General features: G+C 64.7%; 17 protein-coding genes. 7 read left to right on the top strand and 10 right to left on the bottom strand.

Translation table 11 applies throughout. The features are described from left to right. Position 1 precedes the first annotated feature (1 nt). From AC0L2U_RS21960 to AC0L2U_RS21935, 6 genes are read left to right on the top strand one after another with little or no spacing between them, the layout of a single operon-like run. On the top strand, positions 2–1,081 hold the full coding sequence (locus AC0L2U_RS21960; RefSeq protein WP_127396174.1) for an extracellular solute-binding protein: 1,080 nt from the start codon (positions 2–4) through the stop codon (positions 1,079–1,081). Positions 1,082–1,105: 24 nt separating this feature from the next. Then, a complete protein-coding gene (locus AC0L2U_RS21955; protein WP_473602654.1) occupies positions 1,106–2,014 on the top strand; it encodes an ABC transporter permease in 909 nt (302 codons plus the stop codon). Then, complete coding sequence (locus tag AC0L2U_RS21950) at positions 2,011–2,799, top strand: ABC transporter permease (RefSeq protein ID WP_023809409.1); 789 nt, start codon at positions 2,011–2,013, stop codon at positions 2,797–2,799. The genes AC0L2U_RS21955 and AC0L2U_RS21950 overlap by 4 nt, the downstream gene beginning before the upstream one ends. Before the next feature lies 1 nt (position 2,800). After that, positions 2,801–3,910 carry an ABC transporter ATP-binding protein gene (locus tag AC0L2U_RS21945; RefSeq protein ID WP_127267128.1) on the top strand — a complete coding sequence of 370 codons (1,110 nt, stop codon included), beginning with the start codon at positions 2,801–2,803 and terminating at the stop codon, positions 3,908–3,910. Between the two features lie 27 nt (positions 3,911–3,937). Then, entirely contained in the window at positions 3,938–5,320 is a 1,383-nt protein-coding gene (locus AC0L2U_RS21940; RefSeq protein WP_127326488.1) for an NAD(P)/FAD-dependent oxidoreductase, read from the top strand. Positions 5,321–5,375: 55 nt separating this feature from the next. After that, complete coding sequence (locus AC0L2U_RS21935; RefSeq protein WP_127397290.1) at positions 5,376–5,732, top strand: cupin domain-containing protein; 357 nt, start codon at positions 5,376–5,378, stop codon at positions 5,730–5,732. Positions 5,733–5,982: 250 nt separating this feature from the next. On the opposite strand, the gene AC0L2U_RS21930 is transcribed toward AC0L2U_RS21935, so the two are convergent. The 10 genes from AC0L2U_RS21930 to AC0L2U_RS21885 all read right to left on the bottom strand — a co-directional run bounded on the left by AC0L2U_RS21930 (position 5,983) and on the right by AC0L2U_RS21885 (position 19,398). After that, on the bottom strand, positions 5,983–6,240 hold the full coding sequence (locus AC0L2U_RS21930; RefSeq protein WP_127397291.1) for a BrnA antitoxin family protein: 258 nt from the start codon (positions 6,238–6,240) through the stop codon (positions 5,983–5,985). Positions 6,241–6,334: 94 nt separating this feature from the next. Next, entirely contained in the window at positions 6,335–9,166 is a 2,832-nt protein-coding gene (locus AC0L2U_RS21925) for a nitrate reductase (RefSeq protein WP_292134651.1), read from the bottom strand. A 3-nt stretch (positions 9,167–9,169) separates the two neighbouring features. Further along, on the bottom strand, positions 9,170–9,499 hold the full coding sequence (nirD, locus tag AC0L2U_RS21920; RefSeq protein WP_127398695.1) for a nitrite reductase small subunit NirD: 330 nt from the start codon (positions 9,497–9,499) through the stop codon (positions 9,170–9,172). A 5-nt stretch (positions 9,500–9,504) separates the two neighbouring features. Further along, positions 9,505–11,955, bottom strand: coding sequence for a nitrite reductase large subunit NirB (nirB, locus tag AC0L2U_RS21915; protein WP_128362721.1), 2,451 nt, complete (start codon positions 11,953–11,955; stop codon positions 9,505–9,507). A gap of 4 nt (positions 11,956–11,959) precedes the next feature. After that, the gene (locus AC0L2U_RS21910; RefSeq protein ID WP_127396612.1) at positions 11,960–12,757 is read right to left on the bottom strand and encodes an ABC transporter ATP-binding protein; all 798 of its coding nucleotides are present in this window, start codon (positions 12,755–12,757) and stop codon (positions 11,960–11,962) included. Positions 12,758–12,768: 11 nt separating this feature from the next. Continuing rightward, complete coding sequence (gene ntrB, locus AC0L2U_RS21905) at positions 12,769–13,659, bottom strand: nitrate ABC transporter permease (protein WP_473602653.1); 891 nt, start codon at positions 13,657–13,659, stop codon at positions 12,769–12,771. A gap of 70 nt (positions 13,660–13,729) precedes the next feature. After that, the gene (locus AC0L2U_RS21900; RefSeq protein WP_473602652.1) at positions 13,730–15,046 is read right to left on the bottom strand and encodes a CmpA/NrtA family ABC transporter substrate-binding protein; all 1,317 of its coding nucleotides are present in this window, start codon (positions 15,044–15,046) and stop codon (positions 13,730–13,732) included. A gap of 356 nt (positions 15,047–15,402) precedes the next feature. Further along, positions 15,403–16,641 (bottom strand): CmpA/NrtA family ABC transporter substrate-binding protein, encoded by a 1,239-nt coding sequence (locus AC0L2U_RS21895; protein WP_164873963.1) that lies wholly within the window; start codon positions 16,639–16,641, stop codon positions 15,403–15,405. 2 nt (positions 16,642–16,643) lie between these two features. Next, a complete protein-coding gene (locus AC0L2U_RS21890; RefSeq protein WP_127809688.1) occupies positions 16,644–17,246 on the bottom strand; it encodes an ANTAR domain-containing response regulator in 603 nt (200 codons plus the stop codon). Between the two features lie 82 nt (positions 17,247–17,328). Beyond that, on the bottom strand, positions 17,329–19,398 hold the full coding sequence (locus AC0L2U_RS21885) for an oxidoreductase (RefSeq protein ID WP_127809687.1): 2,070 nt from the start codon (positions 19,396–19,398) through the stop codon (positions 17,329–17,331). A gap of 275 nt (positions 19,399–19,673) precedes the next feature. Here AC0L2U_RS21885 and argE point away from each other — a divergent pair, with 275 nt between their 5' ends. Then, a complete protein-coding gene (gene argE / locus AC0L2U_RS21880) occupies positions 19,674–20,834 on the top strand; it encodes an acetylornithine deacetylase (protein WP_127809686.1) in 1,161 nt (386 codons plus the stop codon). Positions 20,835–20,839 lie beyond the last annotated feature (5 nt).

The following is a 20,839-nucleotide window of genomic DNA, read 5'->3' as shown; positions in this document are numbered from 1 at the left end:
AATGGGAAGCAGATCAAGATTGGCCGGGTTTTTCGGCGCCGCCGCACTGGCATTGCTTGCGGCCGCCGCTCACGCGCAGAACGCGCCGCCGGCCGGGACCGTGGTGGACGGGTCGCTGAAGGGCAAGACGCTGACCTTCGTCTCGTATGGCGGCATCTACCAGGACGGCCAGGTTGCCGCGCTTAAGGAATTCGTCGACAAGAGCGGCGTCAAGCTTTTGAACGACGGACCGACCGAAATCGCCAAGCTTCAGGCGCAGGTCGAATCAGGCAATGTGACCTGGGATGTCGTCGACACGGATGATTTTCCGCCCTTCGTGCATTGCGGAAAACTGTTCCAAAAACTCGATCTGACCAAGCTCGACATCTCGCACATCCCGCCCGGACAGGTCGGCGAGTGCAGCGTGCCGGCGATGAATTACGGCATGGTCCTGATGTACAAGAACGACACGTACAAGGACAATCCGCCAAAGGACTGGAAGGATTTCTTCGACACCGCGAAATTCCCCGGCACCCGCGCCATCGACGGCAGCGGCAGCCCGCTCGGCGGCCTGATCGAACAGGCCATCCTGGCCGACGGCGGCAAGGTCGACGCCATGACGCCTGCCGATATCGACAAGGGCATCGCCAAGATCAAGGCGATCGGCCCCGACACGATCTTCTGGAAGACCGGCGCAGAATCCCAGCAGCTTGCCGAATCCGGCGAGGCCGACATGATCATCATGTGGACCGGCCGCGCCATGACGGCGGTCAAGAATGGCGCTGCCTATACGCCGGTGTGGAAGGACTGGCTGGTCGTCATGGATCAGCTGACCATCCCGGTCGGCGCCAAGGACCCCGATGCCTCCTACGCGCTGATCAACGCCTATCTCGGCAAGAAGTCGCAGGAGATCCTGACCGAGCAGACCTCCTACTCGCCGATCAACAACGAGGCACAGCCAAAGGTCGACACGTCCGTCGCCGCCTTCCTGACCAACACGCCAGACCACGCCAAGCTCGGCTATCAGCAGAACATCAAGTTCTGGGTCGCCAACTTCGCCGCTGCGTCCGACAAGTGGACGGCGCTGATGGCCGGCAACTGAGCCGGCTACCACTGAGGTGACGGCGTGAGCCAGACATCGCATACGCCGACGGCCGGGGGTGATCATCCCCGGCCGTCAGGTGCCGTGCAGGGGCCGCAGCGGCGCCTGCGCCTTGCCGCCTATCCGTCGCTGCTGGCGATGCCGGCCCTGCTCCTGCTTATCGCGGCTATGGGCTATCCCTTGCTGACCGTCACGCTGCGCAGTTTTTCGGACCCGGCCTGGGGCCTGCAGAACTACGTCTGGTTCTTCTCCACGCCGGTGAACGTCACCGTCCTGTGGCGCACCTTTTCCATCGCCGCCTGGGTCACCATCGTCTGCGTCATCGCCGCCTATCCCTACGCCTATCTCATGACGGCGGTCGGGCCGCGCCTGCGGCTGGTCCTCATCCTGTGCGTGCTCGTACCGTTCTGGGTCAGCGGCGTGGTGCGTACCCTGGCCTGGGTCATCCTGCTGCAGGATTCCGGCATCATCAATTCGGTCATCAGGCTGCTCGGCTTTGACGGCGTGAAGCTGATCCGCACGCAGACCGGAGTCGTCATCGGCATGGCGCAGGTGTTGCTGCCGTTCATGATCCTGCCGCTCTATTCTGTCATGCGCGGCATCGATTTGCGCCTCGTGCAGGCGGCGCGCAGCCTCGGCGCGCGGCCCGCACGTGCCTTCCTGCAGATCTATCTGCCGCTGTCGCTGCCAGGCGTCTTCGCCGGCGCCATCATCGTCTTCATCCTGTCGCTCGGCTTCTACATCACCCCTGCCCTGCTCGGCGGCCCGCGCAGCACCATGCTGTCGACGCTGGTGCAGAGCCAGGTGCTCAGCCTGCTCAACTGGGGACGCGGCGGCGCCATGGGGGTCGTCCTGCTGGTCGCGACCTTCGTGCTTCTGGCACTCGCCGCCCCGCTGATACGCCAGCGCCACAAGCAGGCGTCCAGATCATGAGACAAACGCCGTTCCGCATTCTGCTCGGCCTGTTCTGCCTGCTGGTCGCCGTCTGGCTGGTGATGCCGACGCTGGTCATCATCCCGATGTCGTTCAACGAGAAGAAGTCGCTTGCCTTCCCGCCCTCCGGCTTCTCCTGGCAGTGGTACGCGAATTTCTTCACCAATCCCGATTGGCTGTCGAGCTTCTTCAATTCGCTGAGGGTCGCGGGCCTCGTCGCCGTTGCCGCCACGCTGATCGGCACGCTGGCGTCGCTTGGCCTCAGCCGCATGAAACATTCCGGCGCCGGCCTGCTGCGCGCTATCCTGATCACGCCGATGATCGTGCCCGGCGTGGTGCTGGCGATCGGCATCTATGCCGTTTACCTCGACTACCAGCTTGTCGGCACCACCACCGGCTTCGTCATCGCGCACACGATGCTGGCGATCCCCTTCGTCATCATCGCCGTATCGGCAAGCCTCGAAGTCTTCGACGTGCGGCTGGAAACGGCGGCGGCCAGCCTCGGCGCCAACCGCTTCACCACATTCCGCACCGTGACCTTGCCGCTGATCGCGCCCGGTATCCTGTCCGGGCTTTTGTTTGCCTTCGTCACCTCCTTCGATGAAATCATCGTCGCGCTGTTCATCACCAGTCCCTACCTCAAGACCTTGCCGGTGCAGATCTTCACCAGCATCACCCGCGACGCCGACCCGACGGTGACGGCCGTCGGAACCATCATCTTCATTGCCACGACGCTGATCATCAGCGCCGGGCTGATCATCAGCTCGAAATCGACGAGGAGTTGAGATGACTGCGAGGGAACGTGGCGCGGCCATCGACATCAAGGGCGCAACCAAGCGTTACGGCAATTTCACCGCGCTCGACGATGTCAGCCTGCATATCGAGCCGGGCGAGTTCATGACGCTGCTGGGGCCCAGCGGCTCCGGCAAGACGACCACGCTCAACGTCGTTGCGGGCTTCACCGACCTCACCGCAGGCGATCTTGCCGTCGGCGGCAAGAGCATCGTCGCCCTGCCGGCGCACAAGCGCAACATCGGCGTCGTCTTCCAGCACTACGCGCTGTTTCCGCACATGACGGTCGGCAAGAACGTCGCCTATCCCCTCACCTTGCGCGGCATGGACAAGCAGGCGCGCGACCGTCTCGTCGTACGAGCACTGGACATGGTCAAGATGGCCGATTTCGCGCATCGCTATCCCTCCGAACTTTCCGGCGGCCAGCAGCAGCGCGTGGCGCTGGCGCGTGCCATCGTCTTCGATCCGCCGCTGCTGTTGATGGACGAACCGCTCGGCGCGCTCGACAAGAAACTGCGCGAATGGCTGCAGCTGGAGATCAAGCGGATCCACCGCGAACTCGGCACCACCTTCGTCTATGTGACGCACGACCAGGAAGAAGCGCTGGTGCTCTCCGACCGCATCGCTGTGTTCAATCAGGGCCGCATCGAACAGGTCGGAACCGGCCGCCAGCTCTACGACGAGCCGACGACCTTGTTCGTGGCGAAGTTCATCGGCGAATCGACCAGTTTGCGCGGCGAGGCCCAGGCGTCCGGAGACCAGACCAGCCTGACGATCGCCGGCCAGAAGATCGTGGCCTACGGCAAGCTCGCCGGCGGCCGCAAACCGGTGGTCCTGCTGCGGCCGGAGAAGCTGTCGCTTGCCGGCACCAACACGCCTCCCGCCGCCGGGCAGAACAGCCTCACTGGTGAGGTCAGCGAAGCGATCTATCTGGGGTCGGGTTCGAAATACCAGGTGACGCTTCGCGACGGCTCGGTCGCCATCGTGCGCTCGTCGCTGGAAGCCACACCGTTCTCGATTGGTGACACGGTCGATCTGCGCTGGTCCGTCGTCGATGCAAAACTTCTTGCCGACGACGACCGCGCCGACATGACGATGACCTGACCGCTTTTCCCCGCAGGGTTTTTAGACATGGACGCCAAAGTCAACGGCAACGTCTCGTTCTGGTATGCCGACATCGGTCTGCCGGCCTACCGCGCGCCGCTTCCAGGTGATCTCGAAGCCGATGTCTGCATCGTCGGCGCCGGCTACACCGGCTTGTGGACGGCTTATTATCTGAAGAAGGCCGATCCTTCGATCCGCATCGCCATCGTCGAGAGGGAGTTCGCCGGCTTCGGCGCGTCGGGCCGAAATGGCGGCTGGCTGTCCGGCGGCTTCAGCTGGTCGCGCGAAAAATATCTGCAGACCTCGACGCGCGGCGCCGTCATCGACATGGAAACCGCCATGCATGGCACGGTCGACGAAGTGATCGCGGTGACCGAGACCGAAGGCATCGATGCCGACATCCGCCGGGTCGACAATCTGACGGTCGCCACCAACCCGCCGCAGCTCGAACGGATCAAGGCCGCCTATGCCGATGCGATCGGCTGGAGCGTGCCGAGCGAGCGTGTCAGCCTGATCGGTCAGGAAGAGGCCAGAGCCCGCATCAACATCAGAAATGTGCTTGGCGGCTATATCCACCACGGCACCGCGCGCGTGCAGCCGGCCAAGCTGGTGCGCGGCCTGTCCGAAGCCGTCGAACGCATTGGCGTGCCGATCTACGAGCAGACCACCGTGACCGGCATCGAGAAGGGCAAGGTCACGACGAGCCGCGGCACCGTGCGCGCGCCAATCATCATCCGTGCCACGGAAGGGTTCACGGCCGGCATACCAGGCAATGAGCGGCTCTGGCTGCCGCTCAACAGCGCGCAGATCATCACCGAGCCGCTGCCGCAATCGCTATGGGACGAGATCGGCTGGGAGGGCCATGAGCTTCTCGGCGACGCCGCGCACGCCTATTGCTATGCACAGCGCACCAGGGAAGGCCGCATCACCATGGGCGGACGCGGCGTGCCCTACCGCTACGGCTCGCAGACCGACGTGCGCGGCCAGACGCAGCAGGCGACGATCGAAAGCCTGCACGCGATCCTCATCCGCCTTCTGCCACAGACAGCCAAGCTTCGCATCGACCACGCCTGGTGCGGCGTGCTGGGCGTGCCTCGCGACTGGTGCACGACGGCCGGTCTCGACCCTGAGACCGGCATCGGCTGGGCCGGCGGCTATGTCGGGCTCGGCGTATCCAGTTCCAACCTGTCGGGCCGCACGCTGCGCGACCTCATCCTGCGGCGCGACACCGAACTGACCCGACTGCCCTGGGTCAACCGCCAGGTCAGCAAGTGGGAGCCCGAGCCGATGCGCTGGCTCGGAGTCCACTCAATGTATCAACTCTATCGCGTCGCCGACGAACGCGAGGAGGCCGGCCTCCAGCACACGTCGAAACTCGCCGCGATCGCCGACCGCATCACCGGGCATTGAGCCTCGGAGCGACTCCAAAACTTTCTGCTTTTTCAGTGCCTGCCCGGAGACTGCCATGACCGATTTCCAGACCTTCGCCCATCTCGCCTCGATCGATCTCGGCGAGCCCGAGCCCAAGCCGACCTCGATCAGCGGCAATCAGTTCGAAGCAGCGAAGACGCTGTGGACCTCGCCCGACGGCACGCTGGAAGTCGGCGTCTGGGAGTGCACGCCGGGCCGCTTCACCGCATCGCGCGACAGCAATTCCGAAACGTGCCACATCGTGTCAGGCCGGGCCTCGCTGCATGGTCCCGATGGCCGCAGCAAGGACGTCGGCGCCGGAGAGATGCTGGTGCTGCCGAAAGGCTGGAAAGGCGAATGGACGATCCACGAGAAGACGCGCAAGCTCTATATCCTGCACTTCGAGGCGTGAGCCGACGTCCGCTTTGGCCGAAGCCTCCCCAACTTCGTCATCCTAGGGCGAAGCAGGAGCGAAGCTCCGTCGCGGAGACCCTGGGATCCATTCCGTGACAGCCATCGAGGAATGCAGCGGAACAGAATTCTGCACCGCTGCAGCGCTTTGAGGTCGCGGCATGTATCCCTTGGGCTGCGGAGCAGCTCCAAGGGTCTGCGCCGCGTCGCTACGCTCCTTGCTCCGCCCGTGGATGACGAAGCGATGGGCGCTACTCGTCGTCCAAACCGCCGGCCGTCGGCTTGCCTTCTATCGCCTGCCGCAAGGCGTCGTTGATGCGGTCCTGCCAGCCCGGCCCATCCTCCTGGAAGTGGTCCAGCACGGCGCGGTCGATCCGGATCGAAACAAGCTCCCTGACGCCTGGAGCGGCCGGCGGCTCGCGCACCGGAGCGGCCGGCTTCTTCACCGGTTTGAAAGCCGCCTCGGCGGCCTCCATCGGATTTGTCGGTCGGCGCGGGGGATTTGCCATTGGGATGACCCTGACTGAGACGATTCGTGCGCAGCACGCTTGCGCCACCATAGCCCAACCAGCGCCGTCGCGCAGGCCCATTTGGTTGGGACAATCACTCGGCTGCTTGAAGACTCTGCGCCTCGATGATGACCCTGATCTCGGCGCGGCAGGAGCCGCAATTCGTGCCGGCATGCAGGGCAGCGCCGATTGCCGCGACGCTGCCGCAGCCGCGGCGCACCGCTTCGACGATCTGGTTGGCGCCGACGCCGAAACAGGAGCAGACAATGGCGCCGCGATCGACGTCGACCCCGCCCGGCCGTCCGGCCACGATCGCCAGCCTTCCGCGCCGGTCGACATGATCGGCACTTAACTGTTCCGCCGCCCAGCCGCGCGACACGGCGACCGGGCCGGGCGCGACGAACAAGGCGCCTGACAGTTGATCGCCGTCGAAGGCGGCGATGCGATGCTGGCCGGCGTCGCAGTCATGATAGGCGAGCATTTCCGCACCCGGTGACGCGCCGAACAGTGACCCGGCAAAGCCGGCCCAGTCGATGTCGTCTTCGGCAAAGGCAAGCTCGACCCGCCAGCCGCCCTTGCATTTGGCCACGGCCCAATAGGCCGCGGCATCGGGCGACGGCCTATGCCGCGTCACCGCAAAGCCGAAGGCTTTTGCGGCGAATTTCTCGATGCGGGCGGCGACATGTTTCAGCGCCGGCTGGCCGGAAATGGGATCGGTCAGCGGCGCGGTCAGCGTGTCGAGCCGGCCCTTTGCCGAGAACTGATCGGTCCAGTGCATCGGCGCAAACAGGCTGCCCTGGCGCTGGCGTATCGTCACCAGCGCGCGGACCAGCACGTCACCGCGCGGGCTGGAAACGCGCACGATGTCGGCGTCACCGATGCCGAAGCGCTGCGCATCCACCGGGTGGATCTCGACGAAGGGCTCGGCGATGTGCTGCGAAAGCCGCGGGCTTTTGCCGGTCCGCGTCATGGTGTGCCAATGGTCGCGGATACGGCCGGTGTTGAGGATCAGCGGATAGTCGGGACTGGTGCGGACTTCCGTGGTCGGGCGGATGGCGATGAAGCGCGCCTTGCGATCGGGTGTGTAGAAATTGCCGTCGGCGAAGAAGCGAACCTGGAGCCCAGTCGTGCCGACCCCTTCTGGCCTGCCGGCCATCTCCCCCTCGAGGGGGGAGACTAGCAGCTTTGTCACCGGCGCTTCTTCCGCAGCGTTGGCGATTGGCGAAAGCCGAGCGGCAGGCTGATCTCCCCCCTTGAGGGGGAGATGGCCGGCAGGCCAGAAGGGGTCGGCACGACCGGGCGCCGGCCACTGGAACGGCTCAAGCGTTGCGTAGGTCTCGCCATCAACTCCGCCGTAGACGCCAATATCGAAATCCCGCGCACCATCATTCTCGAACCCCGACAGCGCGGCATGCTCGGCAAAAACCTCCCCTGGCGACGCATACGAAAACGCCCCGCCAAACCCCATCCGCTTGCCCACCTCGGCGACAATCCACCAGTCGGGCCTTGCCTCGCCGGGCAGCTCCAAAAACGCGCGCTGGCGCGACACACGGCGTTCGGAATTGGTGACGGTGCCATCCTTCTCGCCCCAGGCGGCGGCGGGCAGCCGGACATGGGCATGGCGGACGGTGTCGGTCCGGGCCAGCACGTCCGACACCACGACGAAGGGGCACGCCTTGATCGCCGCTTCGACGGCATCGGCGTCCGGCATCGAATCGACCGGGTTGGTGGCCATGATCCACAGCGCCTTGATGCGCCCGTCAGCCAGCGCCTGGAACATCTCGACTGCCTTCAGGCCCGGCTTTTGCGCGATATCAGGCGCGCTCCAGAAGCGCTGCACGCGGTCGCGATGGTCGGGGTTTTCGATCTCCATATGGGCGGCGAGCATATTGGCCATGCCGCCGACCTCGCGGCCGCCCATGGCGTTGGGCTGGCCCGTCACCGAAAACGGCCCTGCTCCGGGTTTGCCGATGCGGCCGGTGGCGAGATGGCAGTTGATGATTGCGTTGACCTTGTCGGTGCCGGATGACGACTGGTTCACACCCTGGCTGTAAACCGTCACCGTTTTCGCCGTCGCCGCAAACAGGCTGTAGAAACGGCCAAGCTCGTCCTCGCTCAGGCCGGTGGCGGCGGCGACGCCGGCCAGGTCGAGCGCGGAGGCCGCGAAAAGCGCTTGCCCGAAGCCGGTCGTGTGCGTCGTGATGTAGGCGCGGTCGAGCGCATTGTGCTGGCCGAGATAAGCGAGCAGGCCCGTGAACAAAGCGACGTCGCCATCGGGCGCGATCGCCAGATGCATGTCGGCGATGTCAGCGGTCATGGTGCGACGCGGGTCGACCAGGACGATCTTCACCTCCGGCCGCTTTTCCCGGGCAGCCGCGATGCGCTGGTAGAGCACCGGATGGCACCAGGCGAGGTTGGAGCCGACCAGCACGATCAGGTCGGCCAGCTCCAGATCCTCATAGGTTCCCGGCACGGTGTCGGAGCCGAAAGCGCGGCGGTGGCCGGCGACCGAGGAGGCCATGCACAGGCGCGAATTGGTGTCGATGTTGGCCGAGCCGACAAAACCCTTCATCAGTTTGTTGGCGACATAATAGTCCTCGGTCAGCAACTGGCCGGAGACATAGAAGGCGACCGCATCGGGCCCATGCTCGGCGATGGTCTGCGAGAAGGTCGAAGCGACCAGGTCGAGCGCCTCGTCCCAGCCGGCGCGGCGGCCATGGATCTCCGGATGAAGCAGCCTGCCGTCGAGGTCGATGGTCTCGGCCAGTGCCGAGCCCTTGGAGCAGAGCCGGCCGAAATTGGCCGGGTGGTCGGGGTCGCCACGCACGGACACCTGCCCGTCCGCGGCGACCTTCGCCAGCACGCCGCAGCCCACCCCGCAATAGGGGCAGGTGGTCCTCACCTCGCGCGCTTCGTCGATCTCCATTGGTCAGGCCGCGCGGCTGGCCAGCGCTTCCAGCGCAATGAACAGATGCTCGCCTTCGACCCGCACCGGAATGGTGCGCACCGCGCCCTCGTCGGCGCCGAGCGCCTTGCCCGTCTCCAGCGAAATCACCCAATTGTGTAAGGGACAGGTCACCGACGTCCCGTGCACGATGCCCTGGCTGAGCGGCCCGCCTCTGTGCGGGCAATGGTCGTCGATGGCGTAGACCTGATCGTCGGCGGTGCGGAAGACGGCGATCTTGCCTTCCGGGGTGGCGACGCAGCGCGCGCCGCGGCGGGGGATGTCGGCGATGGAGCCGATGGCGATCCAGTTCATGATTGTCACTCCGCCGCCTGCGCAAACCCGACAGAGGCCATCGGCCGGAATTCGTGCTTGTCCTTGCCGGAAACGCGTTCCGACCACGGATCGACCTGGGCGAATTTCTGGCTGAAGACGAAGCGGTCGTAATAAGCCTTGCGCTTCTCGCCATCGTCCATGATCTGACGCTTGATCTCGGGGATGCCGATGCGTTTGGCCCATTTGTAGATGCGCTCGAGATAGCGACCCTGCTCGCGATACATCTGCGTCAGCGCCACGATATGCTCCAGCGCCTCATCCTCGGTCTTGACCAGGCCGAGCACCTCGGTGCCCTTGATGTCGAGCCCGGCCGCCCCGGCAAAATGGATTTCGTAGCCGGAGTCGACGCAGATGACGCCAACATCCTTGCAGGTCGCTTCGGCGCAGTTGCGCGGACAGCCCGACACGGCCATCTTGACCTTGGCCGGCGTCCACGAGCCCCACATGAATTTTTCGATGCGGACGCCGAAGCCCGTCGAATCCTGCGTGCCGAAGCGGCACCAGTCCGAGCCGACGCAGGTCTTCACCGTGCGCAACCCCTTGGCATAGGCGTGGCCGGAGACGAAGCCGGCCTGGCCGAGATCGGCCCATACCGCCGGCAGGTCTTCCTTGCGGATGCCGAGCATGTCGATGCGCTGGCCGCCGGTGACCTTGACCATCGGGATTTCGAACTTGTCGACGACGTCGGCGATGGCGCGCAGCTCTGCCGCGTTGGTGACGCCGCCCCACATGCGCGGCACCACCGAATAGGTGCCGTCCTTCTGGATGTTGGCGTGTACGCGCTCGTTGATGAAGCGCGACTGGTAGTCGTCGGCGTAGTCGTCCGGCCAGTCGCAGACGAGATAATAGTTGAGCGCCGGCCGGCATTTGGCGCAGCCGCAGGAGGTCGTCCACTCCAGTTCCTGCATGACGGCGGGAATGGTCTTCAGGCCCTTGGCGATGATCAGCCGGCGCACCTCGTCATGGCCGAGCGTCGTGCAGCCGCACATCGGCTGCACCGCCGCCGGATTGTATTTGTCGCCGATGGTCAGCACCATCAGCTTCTCGACCAGCCCGGTGCAGGAGCCGCAGGAGGCTGACGCCTTGGTGTGGGCGCGCACGTCGTCGAGCGAGGTCAGGCCCTTCCCCGTAATCGCGCCAGTGATCTTTCCCTTGCAAACGCCGTTGCAGCCGCAGATTTCCGCATCATCCGGCAAGGCTGCAACGGCCGCCATAGGGTCCAGCGGGGCACCCCCCTGGTAGGACTGGCCGAAGATGAGCGTGTCGCGCATTTCGGAAATATCGGTCTGCTTCTTCTTGAGGTCGTTGAACCAGGCTCCATCAGCCGTCTCGCCATAGAGCACAGTACCGATGATGCGGTCGTCCTTCAGGACAAGGCGCTTGTAGACGCCGGCGGCCGCATCGCGCAGCACGATCTCCTGGCGGTCCTCGCCCTCGGCGAAGTCGCCGAGCGAGAACAGGTCGATGCCGGTGACCTTGAGCTTGGTCGGCGTGTCCATATGGACGAAGGCCGCCGCTTCGTTGCCGGCAAGCTGGCTGGCTGTAACGCGCGCCATCTCGTAGAGCGGCGCGACGAGGCCATAGACCTGGCCGTTGACCTCGGCACATTCGCCGAGCGCGTAAATGTCGGGATCGTTGCTGCGCATTCCGGCGTCGACGACGATGCCCCTGTTGACTGCGATGCCGGCCTGTTTCGCTAGCGCCGAATTCGGCCTGATGCCGACGGCCATCACCACAAGCGTTGCTGGGATAATGGTGCCGTCAGCAAGCTCCACCTGCCCGACCTTGCCGTTGCCTGTGATCGCCTGTGTGTTAGCCTTGGTGATCACCTTGATGCCGCGCTGCTCCACGGCACGCTGCAGCAGATAGCCGGCCGCGGGATCGAGCTGGCGCTCCATCAGCGTCGGCATGACATGCAGCACGGTGACGTCCATGCCTTGCGCGTTCAGCCCTGCTGCCGCCTCCAGCCCGAGCAGGCCGCCGCCGATGACCACCGCCTTGGCCCGCGACTGGGCGGCGAGCATCATCGCCTGCACATCGTCGAGGTCGCGATAGGTCAGCACGCCCGGCAGATCATGGCCCGGCACCGGAATGATGAACGGCACCGAGCCGGTGGCGATGACGAGCTTGTCGTAGGGTTCGGTGACGCCATGATCTGACGTGACGGTCTTCGCTGACCGGTCGATGGTGACGATCTTGTGGCCCTTGTAGAGGGTGATGTTGTTGGCGATGTACCAGCCGTCGCCGTGGATGATGATCTCCTCATAGGCTTTCTCGCCCGACAGAACCGGCGACAGCATGATGCGGTCGTAATTGACGCGGGGCTCGGCGTTGAAGATGGTGACGGTGTAGCGGCCCGGCGCCTGTTCCAGCAGGTGCTCGAGCATGCGCCCGGGGGCCATGCCATTGCCGATGATGACAAGTCTTTCGCTCATGGTGCTACTCCGCGGCTTCGACGAAGCGGTGGCGTTCGTAGAGGAACTTCAGCACCGCCTCGCGGCAGCGCAGGAAGGTCCGGTCGGAAGAGAGTTCGACGCGCCGGCGCGGCCGCGCCAGCGGCACGGGAAGCACTTCGCCGATGGTTGCCGCCGGGCCATTGGTCATCATGACGATGCGGTCGGAAAGCAGCACCGCCTCGTCGACATCGTGGGTGATCATGATCGTCGTCGAGCCGAGCCTGGAGTGGATGTCCATCACCGCGTCCTGCAGATGGGCGCGCGTCAGCGCATCGAGCGCGCCGAACGGCTCGTCGAGCAGCAGGATCTTCGGCTCCATGGCCAGCGCCCGGGCGATGCCGACGCGCTGCTTCATGCCGCCCGATATTTCTGCCGGGCGTTTATCCTTGGCATGCGCCATCTGCACGAGGTCAAGATTGCGCATGATCCAGTCATGCCGCTCGGCCTTGCTCTTCGAACGACCGAAGACCTTCGACACCGCCAGATTGATGTTTTCGTAGACGGTCAGCCACGGCAAAAGGCTGTGGTTCTGGAACACCACGGCGCGTTCCGGTCCTGGGCTGTCGACCTCCTTGTCCTCGAGCAGCACGGCGCCGGCGGACACCTTGGTCAGCCCGGCGATCAGATTGAGCAAGGTCGACTTGCCACAGCCGGAATGGCCGATGATGGAGACGAATTCGCCGTTGTCGATGGTCAGCCTGATGTCCTTCAACACCTCGCTGACCTGGGCACCACGCGTGAAGGATTTGTCGATATGGTCGAGCTTCAGATAGGCCGTCATCGCCCCTCTCCTCACTTTGCCGTTGTGCCGCGGGTGACGAAGGCGCCGACCGCCGCGACCAGACGGTCGAGGCAGAAGCCGGTGACGCCGATATAGGCGAGCGCGACGATGATGTCGGGCAGCCGCGACGAGTTCCACGCGTCCCAGATGAAGAAGCCGATGCCGACGCCGCCGGTCAGCATTTCGGCGGCGACGATGGCAAGCCAGGACAGGCCGATGCCGATCCTCAGGCCGGTAAAGATGTAAGGCGCGGCGGCCGGCACCATGATCTTCACGAAGAACTCGAACTGGTTGAGCCGCAGGATGCGCGAGACGTTGCGATAATCCTCTGGGATGTTACGCACGCCAACCGCAGTGTTGATGATGATTGGCCAGATCGACGTGATGAAGATGACGAAGATCGCCGACGGGCTGGAATCGCGGAACGCCGCCAGCGACAGCGGCAGCCAGGCCAGCGGCGGCACCGTGCGCAGGATCTGGAACACTGGGTCGAGGCCGCGCATCGCCCAGATCGACTGGCCGACCAGCGCGCCGAGCGCGACGCCGACCACCGCCGCCAGGCCGAAGCCGATGGCAACACGCTGCAGCGAGATCAGCACGCGCCATGCCAGACCGATATCCTGCGGGCCATTGTCGAAGAACGGATGCGCGATCAAATCGTAGGCCTCGTTCCACACCTGGGTCGGCGGCGGCAGGCTTGATGTCGGCGACGAACAGGCGATCTGCCAGACGACCAGCATCAGCGCGATCACGATGTTGGGCGGCACCAGCGCGCTTGCCAGTTTGCCGGCGATGGCTAGCGGCTCGAAGCGACGCCGTGCCTTGGCAGTGAAGGCGATGACCTCCGCCGGCTTGGCAGGAAAGGCCTTCACCTTGGTGTCCTCGATAGTCTGGATCGACATGTCTGGGGAAAACTCCGTGGGGCAGATAATTCGAGCGACAAACGGCGCAATGCGCCGTTTGCGCAGGGGTTCAGGCCGATGCCTTGATCTTCAGGCTATCGAGATAGGCGGACGGGTTGGCCGGATCGAAGATCTTGCCGTCGAAGAAGGTCTCGACGCCGCGCGACGACGACGCCGGAACGTCGGCAGCCGCAACGCCGAGATCCTTGGCCGCCTCGCGCCACAGATCCTCGCGGTTGACCTGATCGACCAGCGCCTTGATGTCGGTGGTCGGCGCGAACTTGCCCCAACGGATGTTCTCGGCGAGGAACCACGTATCGTGGCTCTTGAACGGATAGGAGACGCCGCCCTTCCAGAACTTCATGGAAAGATCGGTGCCGTTGGCGACGCGGCCATTGCCGTAGTTGATGTCGCCCTTGAGGCGGCCGATGATGTCGGCGACGGGCACGTTCATCCATTGCCGCTTGCCGATGATGGCGGCCATCTCGTCCTTGTTGTCGCTGGCCTCGCACCATTGCTGGGCTTCCATGACGGCCATCAGGATCGCCTTGGTGGCGTTCGGGTTTTTCTCGATGAATTCGGCACGCAGGCCGAGCGCCTTTTCCGGATGGCCCTTCCACAATTCGCCCGTCGTGGCGGCGGTGAAGCCGACGCCCTGATGGACGAGCTGCTCGTTCCACGGCTCGCCGACGCAGAACACGTCCATGTTGCCGACCTTCATGTTGGCCACCATCTGCGGCGGCGGCACGACGATGGTCGAGACGTCTTTGTCGGGATCGATGCCACCGGCCGCCAGCCAGTAGCGCAGCCACAAATCATGCGTGCCGCCCGGGAAGGTCATGGCGGCCTTGATTTCCTTGCCAGCCGCTTTCTTGGCGGCAAAAGCGTCTTTCAGCTTCGAGGCGTCGAGACTGACACCGGTGCCGGCATATTCCTGGGCGACCGAAATGCCTTGGCAGTCGTAGTTGAGCCGCGCCACGATCGCCATCGGCATCGGCTGGTTGTTCTGCGTCACCTTGCCCGTGTGCATGAGGTAAGGCAGCGGCGTCAGGATATGGGCGCCGTCGATGCCGTTGGCCGCGCCGCCGAGCATCAGATTGTCGCGTGTCGCACCCCAGGAGGCCTGCTTGAGCACCTCGACATCGGGCATGCCGAACTTGGCGAACAGCCCCTTCTCCTTGGCGATCATCAGCGGTGCCGCATCGGTGAGGGCAATGAAGCCGAGCTTGGCCCCGGTGACCTCCGGAGTGGCGGTCGCAGCATAGGCGCCGGAAGGGAAGAGCTTGCGGGCCGCCACGAACAGGCCGGCCGTCATCGCGCTGCTGACGAGAAAATCGCGGCGCGTCATGTCCTTGAGGGTCGTTCCAGTCCTGATCCGTTTCGTCATCGTCGTCTCCGGTTGGGCGCGGCTTGGGATCCGCGTCGTCGATTGCGTGTTGATCAAAACAAAAAAGCCGCCAGCCAGGTCTTCGCGTCCGGGTGACCGGGAGCGCGCATTAACCTGAGCGGCAGCTTTGCCTGTGGCGCCCGTCGTTGGACGCCTGTTCCGTGACCCGCGAAGGGCCTGTCTATTTCAAAGCAGGAACCGTGCCAGTTTTGAGAGAGGTGAAAAAGATCAATTAAATCAGCAACCCGCGCCGATCGCGGACGCACCGGGTCGTATAGCCGGAAGGCCAAAGATTGTTCATTCGGGCAATCGCGCGCACAATTTTTGTGCAATGCACAAGAATGACGCGGAAATGATCAGGCTTCCGCGCGAGCCGATTTCTGGCCGGTAATGTACGCGTCGACCTCGTCCGGATCGAAGATCTGGCCGTCGAAGAAACCGTCCGGACCGAGCACAAGGCCGGCGCCTGTCGCGCCGACTGCGGTGGCAACTTGGAGCGCACCCTCGACTTTCGAATTGGCGCCGGGAAGCGCCACACCAAGCGGCTTCAGAGCCGAACGGTAGAGGTCGGGCCGGTAGCAGTTGCGGGCGATGGCAAGGTTTTCCGGCGTGTGCGCCACGTGCCCCCAGCGCACCATCTGCGTGTAGAACCACAGCGCATGGCTCTTCCATGGAAAGTTCGCTGCCTTGTCGAACGGGAGGAAGAAGTCGTCGATGGTCCGCTCCGCGCCGCCGCCCAGTCGGAGATGACCGGTCAGGATCGGCATCTGCACGGCCGGCGGCAGGCCGAGAAAGCCGGCCTGCGCCATCACAGCTGCCAATTCGCCACGGTTGGCCGGATCCTGGCACCAGCGCGCCGAGTGATGCAGCGCACGCAGCAGCGCCGCCAGTGCCTCGGGGTTTTCGTCTGCCCACGCCTTGCGCACGCCGATCACCTTCTCCGGGCTGTTACGCCATATCCGCGCCTTGACGGTGACGATATGCCCGGTGCCGGCGGCAACCGCAGCACTGTTCCAAGGTTCGCCTGCGCAGTACCCGTCGATGCGGCCGGTGGCCAGCGCATCCGCCATGAAGGGCGGCGGCACGATGACGATCTCGATTTCGCGCCCCGGATCGATGCCGCAGGCGGCGAGCCAGTAGCGGAGTTCGTAATTGTGCCCGGAATGCGGATGCACCACGGCGAAGCGCAGCGGGTCGCCACCGGCCGCAGCGCGCTCGCGAATGAGCGCGCGCAACGCCGCACCGGCGCGCGCCGGATCAAGATCGGCTTCGGCGCCGTGCGCCACCATTCCGGCCCAGACGGTGTTGGAGACGGTGACGCAATTGCCGCCGAGCCCGAGCGAGAACGGCACGATGGTTTCCGAAGCGAGTGGCGTCAGCCCGAGATTGCAGGCGAGCGGCATCGGTCCCAGCATATGCGCGAGATGAAAGTGACCGATGGCGATGCGGTCGCGGATGTTGGCCCAGGACGTCTCGCGGTGTAGGGTGAGGTCGATGCCTTCTCGTGCGGCAAAGCCAAGCTCCCCGGCCGCGACCAGCACGGCGCTGTCGAAAAGCGGCATGAAACCGGCGGTGATCTGGTGCGCGGCGCCCATGCTCATTCATCCTCCGCCGGTCCGAGCAGCCCGGCGGCAGTCACCAGGCTCTGGGCGATGTCGCCGATCTTGCGGTTCTGGTTCATCGCCGTCTTGCGCAGCAGCGTGTAGGCGGCCTCTTCGGAGAGGCCGCGCGACTTCATCAGGATGCCCTTGGCGCGGTCGATCACCTTGCGGCTCTCGAGTTCGCCGCGAACCTCTTCCAGTTCGCGCGCCATGCGCGAAAAAGCGTTGAAACGGCTGACCGCCATGTCGAGGATCGGCTTGACGCGCTCTTGCCGCAGACCGTCGACGACATAGGCCGAAACGCCGGCATCGACCGCCGCCTCGATCGAGGCCTGGTCGGAGCGGTCGACGAACATGGCGATCGGCCGTTTCACGGCGCGCGACAGCTGGAACATGTTTTCCAGCATGTCCCGGTTCGGATTCTCGAGATCGATGACGATGACGTCGGGCTCGACCTCGGCGATCCGCCGCGCAATGCCGGTCACGTCATGAATGACGGTGACTCGCTCATGGCCGGCCTCGCGCAACCCCGCCTCGATGATCGCGGCGCGGATGCGGTTTTCATCGATCACCAGGACGGCGAGTGCGGTTCGAACCATGCCTGCATTGTGACCAAGCGAAGGAATTGTGCAATGCAGTATGGTTGAACAACCCAATATTCGCTGACCGCGCCGCAGGCGCCTAATCCACCGCCAGCGCCGTGACCTCGCGGCGGAAGGGCAGTGCGTCGCCGATATCGGCTTCATCCAGCTCGCGCGCAAAGCGGTGGCCGGCATAGGTTGCCCAGGCGATCGGACCCGGCGCTTCGGCGTCGCCGATGACCTTGATCGAGCGGATGCCGCTATCGGCCCATTCGTCCCGCCGCGCCTTCAACTCGCGCCAGACGCCGTCGTCCTGTTGGCGCGACGTCACCAGCACCACGGCGTCCGCGGCAATGTCGCTTCGGGCGCCCGTATAGGCGCACGCAGTGACAACCCCACCCGCCACGATGCGGGTCACGGTCCGGTTCAGCACGATATCGACGCCGAGTTCGGCCAGCCGGCGGTGGATGGCGCCCTGCTCCAGCGTGTTGCGGGTCCAGTCGGACACATAGGCCGACGGTGTCACCAGCGTCACCCTCGCGCCCTGGCGCGCCATCAGCTCGGCCAGAACGCCGCCCATGTAATAGTGATCGTCGTCGAACAGCACGACAGTTCCGGTCGGCACATTGCCGCCCATCAAATCGTCCGGCGTGTAGACCGGCATGGCTCGGTCCGCCGGCATCGGCACGACATGCGCGCGCGCCACGCCATCGCGGCGCCATGTCGAGCCGGTGGCGATGGCAATGTTCTGGAAGCCGAAGGCGAGGATTTCCTCGGCCGACAGCCGGCTTTCGAAATAGACGTCGACATTGGACATCTGGCTGATCTGGTACTGGCGGTAGTCGCGCACACGCCCCCATGCCGAGAGACCAGGCAAGCGGCACTCGCGCGCCACGCGGCCGCCGAGTTCGGTTCCGGCTTCGGCGATGGCCACCTGGTAGCCGCGCAGGCCGAGTGCCCTGGCGGCTTCCAGCCCGGCGGGGCCGGCTCCGACGATCAGCACGCTGTCGCTGTCGCCCTTGGCCTGCATGCGTTCGGGATGCCAACCCTTGCGCCACTCCTCCATGAAGGTCGGGTTCTGCGTGCAGCGCGAGATCGACATGGTCATGTCGCCGGTGATGCAGATGTTGCAGCCGATGCATTCGCGAATGTCCTCGATCCGCCCCTCTTCCACCTTCTTCGGCAGGAAGGGATCAGCGATCGACGGCCGCGCGCAGCCAATGAAGTCCAGCGTGCCGGACTTGATCATCTTCACCATCACATCCGGCGAGGTGAAGCGGCCGACACCGACGACCGGCTTGGAGGTCAGCGTCTTGATTCCGGACACCAGGCTCTCCTGCGCGCCCTCCTCCTTGAACCGCGACGGCCCCGAGCAGTCCTCCCAGGCGCCATGCGCCAGGTCCCAGAGGTCGGGCAGATCGGCATGCATCTCGATCATGTCGCGCACTTCGGAATTGGCAAAGCCGAGCTCGCCGATCATCTCGTCCAGCGACAGCCGCAGCGTCAGGCCGCACGTGTCGCCGATGGCGTCCCTGCCCTCTTCGATCAGCTCACGCATCAACCGCGAGCGGTTCTCCAGCGAGCCCCCATATTCGTCGCTGCGCTGGTTGGTGGCGGTGGACAGGAAGTGCTGGATGATGCCGAAGCCATGCGCGCCGTAGAGGCAGACCAGATCGAAGCCCGCCAGCCTGGCCCGTTTGAAGGCATTGCGGTGCCAGCGGCGCAGGTCGCGTATATCCTGCTTGTCCATGGCGCGCGCTTGGACCGGATCGTTGGTGAAGGTTCGGATCGGCAGGGCCGAGGGTCCGCGCGGTACCTCCTTGGTGTAGAGGTTGGGACCGTTGATGCCCGAATAGGCCAGCTGGATGCCGGCCAGCGCGCCATGCTGGTGCATGGCCTCTGCCATCTTCGCCAGCGCCGGGATATCGGCGTCGTCCCACAGCCTGAGCTCGATGAAGGGCGTGATCTCCGATGTGTGGTGCATCTCGGTCTGCTCGGTGAAGATGACGCCCCAGCCGCCTTCCGACTTGATGCGGCGCATCTCGGCCGCGGCCGAAGGATCGCGATAGCCCCCGCCATTGCAATGCGGCACCTGATAGAAGCGGTTCTTGGCGGTCACCGGACCGATCTTCACGGGCTCGAACAGAATGTCGTAGCGCGGATCGCGCATGGAACGTGCCTTCCTGCCAGCTCAGCCTTGCAACTTGCCCGATCATGGTTCGAGCCAAGGCGCAAGCCGGCCAGCCCAGTGGGTTGATGCCGTGAGACCATTCATAAGTTGCGGCAAGCGCCGGAAAACAACAGATTTCTTCTGTGCCGGTTAGGCCGCGCCTAATCGCGTTCACCCGGATTAGCATCCGCTGAATTTCGGCTGAGCCAAATGCGACTTCAAGGCCGCCGCTGCGCGATGTTAGATAGCGCCCACGGCCAACGAGACATAAACGCATGGACAGCATCCAGATCCTAGAAAAGCTGATCGCCTTCCCGACGGTGAGCCGCGACTCGAACCTCGTCCTCATCGGTTATGTGGCGGAGCTGCTGGAGGCGCATGGCATTGCTTGCCAGATCATCCGCAGCGAGGACGGCCATAAAGCCAATTTGTTTGCCACCATCGGACCGACTGATGCTTCCGGCATCATGCTGTCCGGCCACACCGACGTCGTTCCGGTCGACGGCCAGGCCTGGACGCTGCCGCCCTTCGAGATGACCAACCGCGACGGCAAGCTTTACGGACGCGGCGCGGCCGACATGAAGGGCTTCGTCGCCTGCGCGCTCGCCACTTGCCTCAAGGCCGCGAAAATGACGCTGAAGACGCCGTTGCATTTGGCACTCTCCTACGACGAGGAGATCGGCTGCATTGGTGTGCGCAGTCTGATCGACATGCTGCAAGCGGCCCCGCAGCGGCCCTTGCTGTGCATCGTGGGCGAGCCCACCGACATGCAGGTGGCGACGGGCCACAAGGGCAAGCTTGCCGCACGCGCGCTTTGCAAGGGACGCGAGGGCCATTCGGCGCTAGCCCCGTTGGCGCTCAACGCCATCCATCTCGGCTGCGACTTCGTCGCCGCCTTGCGCCGCGAGCAGGACCGGCTGGTGCGCGATGGCGCCCGCGACGGCGACTACGACATTGCCTACACAACCGTCCATGTCGGCAAGATCAACGCCGGCGTGGCGCTGAACATCGTGCCGAACCTCTGCCAGGTCGACTTCGAGATCCGCAATGTCGCGGCCGACGACCCGCATGAGATTCTCGAGCGCCTGCGCGTGGAGGCCGCGCGCATTTCCACCGAAGCCTCGGCTATCGCGCCTGAGGCGGCAATCGACATCGACATCACCAACACCTATCCCGGCCTGGACACGCCGGCCAGTTCGCAAGCCGTCGCTTTCATCAAATCGCTGACCGGCGCCAACAACACCATCAAGGTTGCCTACGGCACGGAGGGCGGCCTGTTCAGCCGCGATCTCGGCACGCCGACGGTCGTGTGCGGACCGGGATCGATGGCGCAGGGACACAAGCCGGATGAGTTCGTCAGCGTCGAGCAGATGCGCCGTTGCGATGGCATGCTGGAAAAATTGCTGCAGCGGCTTGCCGACCAGCAGTTGGCTTAACCGGG

It is taken from the genome of Mesorhizobium sp. WSM4808 (genome assembly GCF_055811675.1).
Note: the sequence above shows the minus strand (reverse complement) of the source record. Positions and strands in the feature narration are given on the sequence as shown.